Raw genomic sequence first — 12,640 nt, forward strand, 5'->3', positions numbered from 1 at the left:
ATCGCGGGGATTACGCGAACCAGGTGCCAAACCATTGATGGAATTTCATCATCACAAAATCCCACATCCGGCTAAAGAACCCACCCTCTTCCACCGCTTCCATCACCATTAACGGACGCTGCTCAATGGATTTCCCGTTAAGCTGAAAGTCGATGGTGCCCACCACCTGACCTTTCTTCAGCGGCGCCGTTAACTGCGGTTCGGTCAGGGTAAAGCTCGCTTTCAGATTTTTAAGCTGTCCACGCGGGATTGTCACCGAACCGCCTTCACCTGCGCCGAGGTTCACTTCGCTCTTATCGCCAAACCAGACGCGCTGCGTGACAAACGTAGCATCCGGTTTAATGGGTGTTACCGTTTCAAAAAAGCGGAAGCCCCAGGTCAGTAATTTCTCCGATTCATTAAAGCGAACACGGTCAGTTTTCGTCCCCAACACCACAGAGATCAGGCGCATATCACCCTGGGTTGCGGAGGCAACCAGATTGTACCCTGCGCCCGCCGTTGTCCCGGTTTTCATTCCGTCGACATTCAGATTGGTACTCCACAACAGACGGTTACGGTTTGGCTGGCGGATCTTGTTAAACGTAAACTCTTTTTCTTTATGAATGGCGTACTCTTCAGGCACGTCGTGGATCAAGGCTTTTCCCAGCAGGGCCATATCCCGGGCTGTACTGAACTGCCCTGGCGCATCCAGACCGTGTACCGTCTGGAAGGTCGTATTAGTCAGGCCAAGTTTTTGCGCATACCCATTCATTAATCCGATAAACGATTCCTGGCTGCCGGCAACATAATCGGCGAGGGCAATACAGGCATCGTTACCTGACTGAATAATAATGCCTTTGTTAAGGTCGGAAACCGCCACCTGATCGCCAGGTTTAAGGAACATCACCGATGAGCCGCGCAATGCCGGGTTTCCCGTCGCCCATGCATCTTTCCCCACCGTCACCATGTCCGTCAGCTTGATTTTTCCGGACTTCAGCGCCTGCCCGACCACGTAGCTGGTCATAATTTTAGTCAGACTGGCAGGGTCGAGCTTCTCATCCGCATTACCTTCAGCCAGCACTTTTCCACTGGCGTAATCCATCAGGATCCATGCCCGCGCATCAACGCTCGGCGGCGCGGTCGTTTGCTCGGCCGCCTGCAAGGTCGGCGCAAAAAGGAATAATAGTGCTGAGCCCGCAGCAAGGCTGCGAAGAGAAAAGGAGTATTGCTTCATAAATGCCACCCGAGTATCCATTCCAAAAAAACCACGTCACACCACCGTGTTACAAGTTTGGTGAGTAATAACGCACTAACGAGCTTAAAGAAACCGTAAGTAGGTAAAGTTTTTAAAGTTTATGCAATAACGCCCCGCTACGCTGCATTCCATACGTTTTTTTTGCAGGTTGTTGCGTAAATATTAGCTTTATTTCACTATGTACCGGGTCAGACGTCGATCGCAGCCCTAAGGCTGCCCAATCAAATTAAGGGGTTACTATGATTACGCTGTGGGGCAGAAACAACTCGACCAATGTTAAAAAAGTGTTGTGGACGCTTGAAGAGCTGGAATTACCCTTTCAACATATTCTCGCCGGAGGTCAATTTGGCCTCAATCATGACGCTGAATATCTGGCCATGAATCCCAACGGCCTGGTGCCGTTACTGCGTGATGATGAAACCAACCTTGTGCTGTGGGAATCCAATAGCATTGTGCGTTATCTGGCGGCACAGTACGGGCAAAACCGGTTGTGGGTAGATTCCCCGGCCCGACGCGCGGAAGGTGAAAAATGGATGGATTGGGCAAACCAAACGCTAAGCCCCACGCACCGCGTTATCCTGTTTGGGTTGGTCAGAACGCCGGTGGAACAACGCGACTCTGCGGCCATCGACGCCAGCGCCAAGGTGTGCGATGGCCTGTTTGGCATGCTTGACGACGCGCTGGCCAGTCAACGCTGGTTCTCCGGCAACGAATTTGGCGTGGCCGATATCGCCATCGCGCCTTTCGTCTATAACCTGTTCAATGTCGGCCTGACCTGGACGCCACGCCCGAACCTTGAGCGCTGGTATCAGCAACTCAGCGAACGTCCGGCGTTCCGTAAAATCGTGATGATCCCGGTCAGCTAAGCGGTATCCCTCTGCGGGTTAGTCTGTGAGCCACAGGCTAACCCGGCGTCTGAAGGCATTGCACGCTACGTTCGCGGACTCACTCTGAGTAATTCCCCGTCGGACTCATCGGTTAACACATATAAAAATCCGTCCGGCCCGATGCGAACATCGCGAATGCGTTGTCTTCGCTCCCCCAGGATACGCCCGTCTTCCGTCACCGTATTCTCATTGACCGTCATGACAATCACATTCTGTTCTTTTAACGCCCCAATGAAGAGTTTTTGCTGCCACTGCGGGAATCGGTCGCTGTTATAAAACGCCATTCCACTGACTGCGGGTGAGTGCTTCCAGTAAAAAATCGGCTGCTCGGTCCCCGCCACAATCTCCCCTTTCGCTTCCGGGATTTTAAAACCGCTGTAGTTGATTCCCCAGGTTGCCAGCGGCCAGCCGTAGTTTTTGCCCTTTTCCGGAATATTGATTTCGTCCCCGCCGCGAGGACCATGTTCATTCAGCCAGAGCGTATCGCTCCACGGGTTCATCGCCATCCCCTGCGGATTACGAATGCCATACGCCCAGATTTCAGGACGCGCCCCGGCCTCGTTGACAAACGGGTTATCCGGCGGGATTTTTCCCTGATCGGTCAGACGCACCACTTTGCCCTGCAATTTATCCAGATCCTGTGCGGTAGGACGCTGATTATTTTCCCCCAGACCAATAAACAGATGCCCTTTACCATCAAATACCAGGCGACCGCCAAAATGGTTTCCGGTGGACAGTTTCGGCATCTGGCGAAAAACGGTCTGGAAGTTCTCAAGGCGCTTCAGATCTTCGCTGAGTCGCCCATACCCTACCGCCGTGCCCGCATTATCGTTCAGATCGCTTTCCGAAAAACTGAGCCAGACGCGGCGTGACTGCGCAAAGTCAGGCGCCAGCACCACGTCCAGCAATCCCCCCTGCCCATGCGCCCACACCTTCGGTACCCCGGTCAGCGGATCGGAAAGCCCTTTCCCGGCTTGCCAGTGCCGCAGTTGGCCACCTTTAAGCGTAATCAGCATCCCGCGATTGTCGGGTAAAAAAGCCAGCGACCACGGGTGATCAAGTTTGGTTTGCAGCACGTCGACCCTGACTGCGGATGGCACGGCATGGGCAAGCGTTGAGAACAGCAATAATGGGAGTAAAAAGCGGTGAGATCGACGCATAACGCCTCCTGTATGGCTCTGCGTTAAAGCGTAGTCAGCGAGAAGGTGTGCAGAATTATTTTTACAAAAACTTAGGATAAGGGGGAGTTGCCTCCCCCCTGCTTAGACCTGTGCCAGCATGGAATGCGTTTTCAGGCACTGGATGCTGAGCGTCAAATTCGTCAGACAGTTTTCAAGTTTCTCTGCGTTGACGGAAATGAAAGTCGGACAATCATGATGTCCGCTCATAAGACAGACGGCAGCGGCAGCTAATGCACCTTCGGCAAGATGCAATGCCTCCCATTCTTCTATGTCCAGATGAAGTTTCTGCAGTCGTGATTTATCGTGAAGTTCTCGATTCAGTTCAAAAAAGTTATCACGCAGACGATCACTTTCGCTGACTGACATGTAGCCTTTCGCTTTCCTCAACTGCAGATACGCGGCGAGATCAATTCGCGCGTTGATCAGCTTGTTAAGCAGAGCGGTTCTCAGTCTGTCAACGACCATACCTTGTCCCTCCTCTTTCTACTCATGGTGCAACTTAATAGTATGGTCATTTTTTGAACATAATGATGCCTGAGATCAACAATTCACCATAAATTAACAAAATTTACATTGTATCTATAACCTTCATCTTGCCTGTGCTTAATGCCCGGTGAGATTGCGATACAATTTTTGCCCAGATCTCTGTAGAATCCCTGCCCTGACCATTCCAATAACTGAACAATTTTTAAGCTATGAGCAAAGTAACCCACCAGCCGAAAATCGGCTTCGTATCCCTTGGCTGCCCGAAAAACCTCGTCGATTCGGAGCGAATCCTGACTGAACTGCGTACCGAAGGCTATGACGTGGTGCCAAGCTACGACGACGCCGATATGGTTATCGTCAATACCTGCGGCTTCATCGACAGCGCCGTACAAGAATCACTGGAAGCGATCGGTGAAGCGCTGAACGAAAATGGCAAGGTGATTGTCACCGGCTGTTTGGGTGCGAAAGTCGATCAGATCCGCGAAGTTCATCCGAAAGTGCTGGAGATCACCGGACCTCATAGCTACGAGCAAGTGCTGGAGCATGTTCACCACTATGTGCCCAAACCGAAACACAATCCGTTCCTGAGCCTTGTGCCGGAACAGGGCGTCAAACTGACCCCGCGTCATTATGCGTACCTGAAAATTTCTGAAGGCTGCAACCATCGCTGCACGTTCTGCATCATCCCGTCCATGCGCGGCGATCTGGTAAGCCGCCCGATTGGCGAGGTGCTGAGCGAAGCGAAGCGTCTGGTCGATGCGGGCGTCAAAGAGATCCTCGTGATCTCCCAGGACACCTCTGCATACGGTGTCGACGTGAAGCACCGCACCGGTTTCCACAACGGCGCGCCGGTCAAAACCAGCATGGTTGATCTGTGTGCAGAGCTTTCAAAACTGGGTATCTGGACGCGTCTGCACTATGTCTACCCGTACCCACACGTGGATGACGTTATCCCGCTGATGGCGGAAGGCAAAATCCTGCCTTACCTCGATATTCCGCTGCAGCACGCCAGTCCGCGTATTCTCAAGCTGATGAAACGCCCAGGGTCTGTGGACCGCCAGCTGGCGCGCATCAAACAGTGGCGCGAAATCTGCCCGGAGCTGACCCTGCGTTCAACCTTTATCGTCGGCTTCCCTGGCGAAACGGAAGAAGACTTCCAGATGCTGCTCGACTTCCTGAAAGAAGCGCGTCTGGACAGGGTTGGTTGCTTCAAGTACAGCCCGGTTGAAGGTGCAGGCGCCAATGAACTGCCGGATCAGGTACCGGAAGAGGTAAAAGAAGAGCGCTGGAACCGCTTTATGCAGCTGCAACAGCAAATTTCTGCTGAACGCCTGCAGGAAAAAGTGGGCCGCGAAATTATGGTCATCGTTGATGAAGTCGACGAAGAAGGCGCAATTGGCCGCAGCATGGCCGATGCCCCGGAAATCGATGGCGCAGTCTATCTGAACGGTGAAACTAACGTGAAACCAGGCGATATCGTGCGCGTGAAAGTAGAGAACGCCGACGAATACGATCTGTGGGGTAGCCGCGTGTAACCCTTTGCGCCGCCTACAAAGAGGCGTGTATTGAGGATAAGCGGGCGCACCGCTCCCGAAGAAAGCCAGGTTTTTATGCCTGGCTTTTTTTAATGTCAGCAATAACGTTTTTTACGTCAAAAAATCAGAGCAGAGGATAACTTTATCCTGCCATTCCAATTTCTTATAACATAATATCATTGAGCAATAATAAATTAATAACATGAAATTTTTTTCCTCTCAGTTTAATGATGATGCGAACGGTAACCATTGGCGTGGTCTGGGTGGTCAATCTATACTGCTATTGAACAGATAATTAATAACGTTGATTATTTGAATTCAATACACATGTCATCTCCACCTACAACAGGAGGGAGTATGTTTTATTTTAGAATAAACAGAATCAGGATTTTAGATAATCATAAAAATGCTTTTCTTTTTTTAGGTGATAGTTTTGTACAAGTTAAATTAATCAGTTTCATCACTTCAGACGCAGATATTCCGATACTTGACGCCTGGTATTCAGAAAATGATGAGGAGGTAAAAAAACAGCTACTCATACAGGCAGTTCAACAAGTTGCGTCAGCTCGAATATTTAATGAAGTCGCGAATGTTAAAGATAATTCCGTACTCACTTTTGGCGATACTGGATATGTTCTCTACTCCTCCCCCGACATCCCAGATAATTTCAACTGGTGCCTGACGGTTATTAAGGATGACAATAATACCAACGAAATAGGAAGGCAGTTGGAATCGGCAGTTATGCAGCCTGAGTTTGATGTTTTTGCTGCGAGCTTAGGGACACTTATTCTTGGCGCTGTCAATCCTGCGTATGCAGCCGGTGTGATGATTGCGAAATTTTTAACTAATGTCGTAGCCACAACACTGAAAAATAATCCCGATGATCAACTCGGCCTGCTCTATATGTCGCTCAACAAGCAAGAACATTATCGATATGGTGAACGGAAACGAGATGGTATCCCTGACCTGACTGGAAACATCCGTGTGGATTATTCTCTCTTTGCCGTCAAACAAGAGTTGCAATAAAAATTTAGTGGGGAGGAGAACAGTTATTTTTATAAAAAGGTACACAGCAATACAACGTTGGTCTGACGGGTATAGTGCTTGAGCATGATGTTATTTGCGCCTCATTTTGCGAATAAATTCTCTTCCCCACTCCAGGAGCTAATAACAAATAAATAAGTACAGGATAGCCCTGCTATCTGTACTCCCCTCATAAAGGAGAATGCGATGTTTACTCAGAACAAAATTGAGTCACTCCAGTTAGCATTAAAATCATTAGATCTTTATAGTGGGAAAATAGATGGCCTCATCGGACCTTTGACGTTGTCTGCAATTAAAAAACTCGAAGCCTTCATGGCCGAAAAATCGTTTACGGATAAACCGCTACCAGACGACCCTATACCGGATATCACAACAATTGATAACGTGATTGATCAACCGGGGTCAAATATTGATGAAGCGCTGATATTTACCTTAAAAAATGAGGGTGGCTATACAAACCATCCGGCGGACAGAGGCGGACCAACAAATAAAGGCATCACCCTTAAGCGATTAGAGGAGTATCTGGGGAGAGATGACGTTACAGAAGAAGAAGTAAAAAACATGAGTTTTGAAACCATTAATATCATCTACAAAAAAAATTATTGGGATGTATTAAATCTTGATCAAGTGTTAGACCAGAGCATTGCTACCGCGCTATTTGATATGGGCGTGTTATTTGGCCCTGGAACAGCATTAAAACTTTGTCAATCAGTGCTGGGTATTAATCAAACCGCCAGAATGAACAGTGAAACGCTGGAAGCCATCAATAATACTACCGATGACAAATTCATCCCGCTGTTTGCCGATAAAATTATTGAACGATTTAACCAGATTGCCGCCAATAATCCATCCCAGAAGGTTTTCCTTAAAGGCTGGACAAACAGGGCCAATAGACTTCGTTCACTGATTGATAATGACAGCGTAGACGTTAGTGTACCTCCACTGGTGCCGGGAACATCTATCGGAGAGGAATTATATGCACTGGCGGACAAAGCAGGTGTTCCGCACGATGACATTAAAAGAATGATTGACTGGCAGACGCATAATAATGCCGGATCCAATCCCCGATATTGGGCTGTCTTCAAAATTAAAGAACATTCCAAAACAAAAAGAATGCATATTTTTGACCGGGTCAATAAGACGGTGCAGAGTGTTCATGCGGTGCATGGGACGGGCAGCGATCCCAATCATGACGGACTGGCCACCATTTTTTCAAATACACCAGAGTCATACCAAAGTTCGTTAGGCCTCTATAAAACGCTGAGCACCTATACGATGGCACAACATGGCAGAGCCCTAAGACTGGAAGGTCTGGAAGAAAGCAACAGTAATGCCTATAAACGCGGCATTGTCTTTCATGGCGTCCCCTACGCGGGGGAGCAATATGTTAAGCAATATGGCCGTTGTGGACGATCTCATGGTTGTCCTGCCGTAGAGTATGCCCTTGTGCAGGCGCTTATTGATCAGCTTAAAGGGGGCTCACTGCTGCTGATATCCTGAACTGGAGTTTGTCATGCTTGCTTTGTGCCAGAAGCGAGCGCTTCTGGCACAGTGTGATGCTAATTGTGGGGGAGCAGATCAGGGTTATGATGGAATAATCGCTTCGTTATTCGATTTACCATAACACTTTAATGGTATGCAACTCATGAAATAGCCCGCACAGAGCGGGCTTCAGTCGAAAAGCAAGTATTGTGCGATCAATGTTTGTCAGACAGAACCAGTCCTAACTGATGTGACATGTGTAGCTCATTTCGCTCTACAATTTCTTCAACCACCTTCCCTTCATTGTTAAAGCGAAAATACGTCAGGCTTGTCCAGGTCACATCCTTGCCCTCTACGTTAAAACCTTTCCAGGTGTTTGAGCCTCTGGCTACATGTGTTAGCGCTACGACGACCTGGTCGCCATCAACAATCTCTTTCTGGAAAGTCGTCACAATACTGTCGTATAGATCTGTGACATTGTCGCGCAATCCCTTTTTAAAGACTTCCAGACCCACTAAAGGAGCAGGACAATCCGGGCGGTGGTTCACCACATCTTCTGAGAAAAATTCACTGACACGCTCTACATCCTTCCCATCAACACAGTATTTAAAATACGCTTTCACTACTTCGATATTCGTCATCATTAACCACCGTTATTTTAAGTATTCATAGCAGGAAAATACGCTACGCCAGCATACCAGGCCAAGACAAAAAATGAATGTAAGTGAATGTAAAATAAAAGAAATATGTCAGATGCTTAACATGCCACGCTGATTCTACTCATTGCATCGTCACACTTTCTCCAGGCATCTCAAAGACCTTTATTGTGATAATTCCCCTGCTCTCTATTTTGGACAGCTATGTGCCAGGAGCTGACGTTGACCACTTGCTAACTGCACCTCCAATTGTATGGATATTTTCTGTACATCCAAATAAATTGAGGTAACTATTGAACAGGTAAAACTGAAAATAGATATCAAGCTCATGAAGGAAAAGTGCGGATGCCAATACCTATACTCTCTACAGAGCGTTTGCTGTTGAAGCCATTAGCCCCTGAAGATTCCTCACAAATCCAAAGGCTTTATCCACGTTGGGAGATAGTTCGCTACATGGTCTCTTCAGTACCGTGGCCCTATCCTGATAATGGTGCCGAGAATTACGTTAATAACGTTGCCCTGCCTGATATGGCAAATGGAATAGCCTGGATCTGGACTATCAGACACCGTGAAACGCCTGATGAACTAATGGGGTTAATCTGTCTGTATGACGTTGAGGATAATAACCGTGGTTTTTGGTTAGCTCCTGAGTATCAGGGCCAGGGCTTTATGCGTGAGGCCAGTATCGTAGCTACGGACTACTGGTTTAATTCGTTAAATAAGACCGTGTTGCGTGCGCCTAAAGCGGCTCTCAATAGGCATTCAAAACGTATTTCAGACAGCAGTGGCATGCGGCTCATCAGGACTGAAAAGAAAGAGTATGTCAGCGGTCTGCTGGATTCTGAACTCTGGGAAATCACCCGTGACGAATGGAATGCTCATCAGGGAGGTTGATAACGTTATAAAATGTCTGTTTATCGCTCAAAGCAGAACAAAGTTTGATAATTTGATGCTGGTCTTCCTTAAGAAAGGTGACCGGCTCACTCTGCCCTCTAGGGGCGTGAATAACCATGTGATAATTATCTACGTTTCTATCTCCCGTTCCGCGAGTGCATGCCTTGCTGCGTTTGATGCCCATTCATCGGACTGGTCATGATGTTCAATCTCTGCCTCTGCTATCGGCGTTACACGGATCAGCGGAACTGAACCGAATGGCAACCCCTCAATCTGACGACCATCACGGCTGAGAATGATGCGGGTCATTGGTTTATAGTCGTCCGTAAGAGAGCAAAACAGGATGGCTCCATATTTTTCAACATCGGCAGCGACCTGATAGCCCTCGGCAACGAGATCCCCTAGGCTAATTAACAGATCAGCCCAGTCATCAATCTGATAGCTGGTATTATCCGAAGCATCCATCTCCATGAAAAGTTCGCATTCTACGCCGTTTTCCGGGTTTGCAACGCCGGCCCAGGGCGTCGAGAGACCATCGGTGGCCAGCGTTAATTTGGTGCTGCTTTTGGTGCTGAGTACCCGGCGATGGGGTCCGAACCATTTCGTCTGATTGTGTACGTTTGCGTCATCTCGTTCAGTAATAAAGCTATCTGACACGTCGCCATACCTTTTCCAGAATGCTCGTCTTGCGACAGCGGCAGCCTCATACATCGGACTTTGAAGACCACGCGGCACAATTGTCTCATCAAATATTGTGTCAACCGTAACGCGCCCACGCATTAACGGTAATTTAGACTTTGTCCAGCGAACAATGACCTTATTAAACGGCTTTATCCGTGATGATTCGAGTTTATCGACAACGTTGCGGACCCTCTGAAAAGCCTGGTCACCAGCAGTAACGTGACTCCCGTCGGCATAGATGTAGCCTCCAGTTTGCGAGGAGACACCAGCTTGTTCCGTAATAAAGAACCATTCACCTTTCACTGCGCCAGTGGGCGCCTTGTCTAAGGCCGGGCGTAAGTCGCTTGCCGCATCAGAGTTTGAATATGCAGTCATGCCTGTCCCTTATCTTCATGCATTATGTATCTTGCTTATTTTACGCTTTTCCACACCTGAGCGTTGCTAATCTTTCGGCCCGACAAGCTGGAAGATGAGAAAGCGATTGTAGGGCATGAGTCTAAAAAAGTTGAGCAGGCTCTTAAATAATTAACCCTTCAGTTGACCTGCTCCTCGTTGCTTAATACACCTCAATGTTAGTCATGGAGTTGCGAACTTCCGCTGTTCGCTCAAAGCAGACCTACGATTCAGTTAGCTTCCGCTCTGTGTCAGAAGCGGACGTTGCTAACAGCGTAGTGTGTTAATCTATAGGGCGCAGGTCAGCTTATCTCTCATCAACTGTTTGAATTCTTGAGGAGCAGTAATATGGCAGTAGTTCCTAGACAAAACGCACCAAGTAAAAAAATGATCTGGCAGTACTGGATTGACAATGGAATTCAAAGAGGTTTGGATGATACGCGCTATGATAATGCGTGTGATTTCAATGTATGTGTCTGCTGTGGCCGCGAATCCTCAAAATTGGAGAGGGCGCATATTATCCCTCACTCACTAGGCGGAAGTAATGATATCTCAAATTATATTCTGCTATGCAGTAAATGCCATAGAGAAAGCCCAGATATTGCTAATGAATCTGCGCTTATTGAATGGATGAATGAGCAACCTACTGAAATGGAAAGCATGTTAAGACTAATCCAACAGGAAATGGATAAATATAATAAAGAAACTCAAATGGCAGTTAATGAAATTCTTATCAAAGAAATTTTCAGTGAGTTGTTCAAAAAGGCAGGAACACATGGTGGTAGATTTTCTGATGCAACCAAGGTGTATATTATTAGGGAAGCTTTGAAAAAAATATTTAGTCAGACTACTTTATGAATTAAAATACTTATAGTCATCCAGGTTAACCAGTCCATTTAATGTTAAATTTTATTTTACATTAGATTTAAATTTTCTTTTAAGGAAATGTCCGCTCCTCGCTCAGAGCAGAAGTTAAGATCTCTCCTGCTTTTTTACCCGCACAACGATTGCTATTCGGTTCGCGAGTATAAGTCGGTTCAACACACACATCAAAGATTGAGTACTGAGACATTACGTCTCTTCCATTGCCAGTGGACAGAAAAAGCCATCCATCATGCCGTTGCTGCTAGCCAGTCGGTCAGAAGCCAGAGCTGATAATAGTTGGGCCATAATCGTCATATGTAACCAGTTCTCAGCTCCTTACTGGTGGGATAAAGTCTCTCAAACACAGCAGGTTGACGGACCGACTTGAACGAGTGTTAGACCGGAGTAGGCCAGTTTCATGAATTAATTTTCGATTCATCAAAACGGGCACAAGCCATTTGTTCTGTCCTTATCAATTCAGGTGGCTAAAGTTTTTTTGCCGTTAGCTCATAAATAGGGAGTTTTTTTACGGGGGGTTAGCTCGAAGAAAATGCCTATCGGCTCAGAACTGCCTACACAATTCTATTAAGAAAGATATTCTGCCCCTGGTTCGCGTTGATCACGTAAAGAAAGCGTCACCGTCGCGTTTTCTTACTGATTACCTATATATGTAATTAACTAATAGTCATTCTGGCTACTCAAGGGTTCTTTAAAGAATCAACTGATGTGCCACAAATAATACCGCATTCGACTATATTAGAATTTATTTCACAATGGGGAGTAGACCAGAACATGGTGACACTACGGAAGGCGCATCTGGATGATGCAACATTATTAAGTCAGATGGGTTATTCCAGCTACACTCACCACTTTGCCCACCTGTGGCACGAGCACAAAGAATTGCAGGCTTTTCTCTTTCAGGAGTACTCATTGCCAGCATTGCAGAAGGAACTGCAAAGCAAAACCAGTTGCTGGTTTATCGCAACAGATACTGATCCGGTTGGATTCGCCAAAGTATCCTGGCGCAGCGCCGTAGATGAAGACGGCCCGACAGGTACACTGCTGAATAAACTCTATCTGTTACCTGGTGAAACCGGCAAAGGCTACGGTGAGGCTCTGCTTGCAGAAATAGTGCGTATGGCGCAACGCCGTGGTGAAACCTTTTTCTGGCTGGAAGTTTTAGATGCTAACCCGCGGGCGTACCGCTTTTACACCCGCCAGGGGTTAACACATATCAAAGATACAACGTTCAGCACCCCGACCCAGCAAAGCACATTGCATATCCTGGGTAAACGTATCTGAG

Annotated in this window: 12 protein-coding genes; 7 read left to right on the forward strand and 5 right to left on the reverse strand. The window is 47.5% G+C overall.

Annotated elements, in window-relative coordinates:
• Positions 1 to 10: 10 nt before the first annotated feature.
• Positions 11 to 1,213, reverse strand: a complete 1,203-nt coding sequence (gene dacC, locus P2W74_RS15330) for a serine-type D-Ala-D-Ala carboxypeptidase (protein ID WP_276292282.1) — start codon at positions 1,211 to 1,213, stop codon at positions 11 to 13.
• Between the two features lie 260 nt (positions 1,214 to 1,473).
• On the opposite strand from dacC, the gene P2W74_RS15335 reads away from it, so the two are divergent.
• Positions 1,474 to 2,100, forward strand: coding sequence for a glutathione S-transferase family protein (locus tag P2W74_RS15335; protein ID WP_276292283.1), 627 nt, complete (start codon positions 1,474 to 1,476; stop codon positions 2,098 to 2,100).
• A gap of 65 nt (positions 2,101 to 2,165) precedes the next feature.
• Here P2W74_RS15335 and P2W74_RS15340 read toward each other — a convergent pair whose 3' ends face one another.
• Positions 2,166 to 3,281: a PQQ-dependent sugar dehydrogenase gene (locus tag P2W74_RS15340; protein WP_276292284.1), complete on the reverse strand. Its 1,116-nt coding sequence runs from the start codon at positions 3,279 to 3,281 to the stop codon at positions 2,166 to 2,168.
• Positions 3,282 to 3,383: 102 nt separating this feature from the next.
• Positions 3,384 to 3,767 (reverse strand): biofilm formation regulator BssR, encoded by a 384-nt coding sequence (gene bssR, locus P2W74_RS15345; protein ID WP_276292285.1) that lies wholly within the window; start codon positions 3,765 to 3,767, stop codon positions 3,384 to 3,386.
• Positions 3,768 to 3,997: 230 nt separating this feature from the next.
• Between bssR and rimO the strand changes: the two genes are divergently transcribed.
• From rimO to P2W74_RS15360, 3 genes are all read left to right on the forward strand, one after another.
• Entirely contained in the window at positions 3,998 to 5,323 is a 1,326-nt protein-coding gene (gene rimO / locus P2W74_RS15350; RefSeq protein WP_276292286.1) for a 30S ribosomal protein S12 methylthiotransferase RimO, read from the forward strand.
• Positions 5,324 to 5,680: 357 nt separating this feature from the next.
• Complete coding sequence (locus P2W74_RS15355; RefSeq protein WP_276292287.1) at positions 5,681 to 6,349, forward strand: hypothetical protein; 669 nt, start codon at positions 5,681 to 5,683, stop codon at positions 6,347 to 6,349.
• Between the two features lie 204 nt (positions 6,350 to 6,553).
• Entirely contained in the window at positions 6,554 to 7,867 is a 1,314-nt protein-coding gene (locus P2W74_RS15360) for a murein L,D-transpeptidase catalytic domain-containing protein (RefSeq protein WP_276292288.1), read from the forward strand.
• Between the two features lie 197 nt (positions 7,868 to 8,064).
• Here P2W74_RS15360 and P2W74_RS15365 read toward each other — a convergent pair whose 3' ends face one another.
• The gene (locus P2W74_RS15365; RefSeq protein ID WP_276292289.1) at positions 8,065 to 8,493 is read right to left on the reverse strand and encodes an ester cyclase; all 429 of its coding nucleotides are present in this window, start codon (positions 8,491 to 8,493) and stop codon (positions 8,065 to 8,067) included.
• 357 nt (positions 8,494 to 8,850) lie between these two features.
• On the opposite strand from P2W74_RS15365, the gene P2W74_RS15370 reads away from it, so the two are divergent.
• A complete protein-coding gene (locus P2W74_RS15370; RefSeq protein ID WP_276292290.1) occupies positions 8,851 to 9,399 on the forward strand; it encodes a GNAT family N-acetyltransferase in 549 nt (182 codons plus the stop codon).
• A gap of 129 nt (positions 9,400 to 9,528) precedes the next feature.
• On the opposite strand, the gene P2W74_RS15375 is transcribed toward P2W74_RS15370, so the two are convergent.
• Entirely contained in the window at positions 9,529 to 10,455 is a 927-nt protein-coding gene (locus tag P2W74_RS15375; RefSeq protein WP_276292291.1) for a hypothetical protein, read from the reverse strand.
• A gap of 366 nt (positions 10,456 to 10,821) precedes the next feature.
• Between P2W74_RS15375 and P2W74_RS15380 the strand changes: the two genes are divergently transcribed.
• Positions 10,822 to 11,331, forward strand: a complete 510-nt coding sequence (locus P2W74_RS15380) for an HNH endonuclease (RefSeq protein WP_276292292.1) — start codon at positions 10,822 to 10,824, stop codon at positions 11,329 to 11,331.
• A gap of 798 nt (positions 11,332 to 12,129) precedes the next feature.
• The gene (locus P2W74_RS15385; protein WP_276292293.1) at positions 12,130 to 12,639 is read left to right on the forward strand and encodes a GNAT family N-acetyltransferase; all 510 of its coding nucleotides are present in this window, start codon (positions 12,130 to 12,132) and stop codon (positions 12,637 to 12,639) included.
• Position 12,640: the final 1 nt, after the last annotated feature.

Origin of the sequence: Citrobacter enshiensis (assembly GCF_029338175.1) — a bacterium.
GTDB classification, from domain to species: Bacteria; Pseudomonadota; Gammaproteobacteria; order Enterobacterales; family Enterobacteriaceae; genus Citrobacter_D; species Citrobacter_D enshiensis.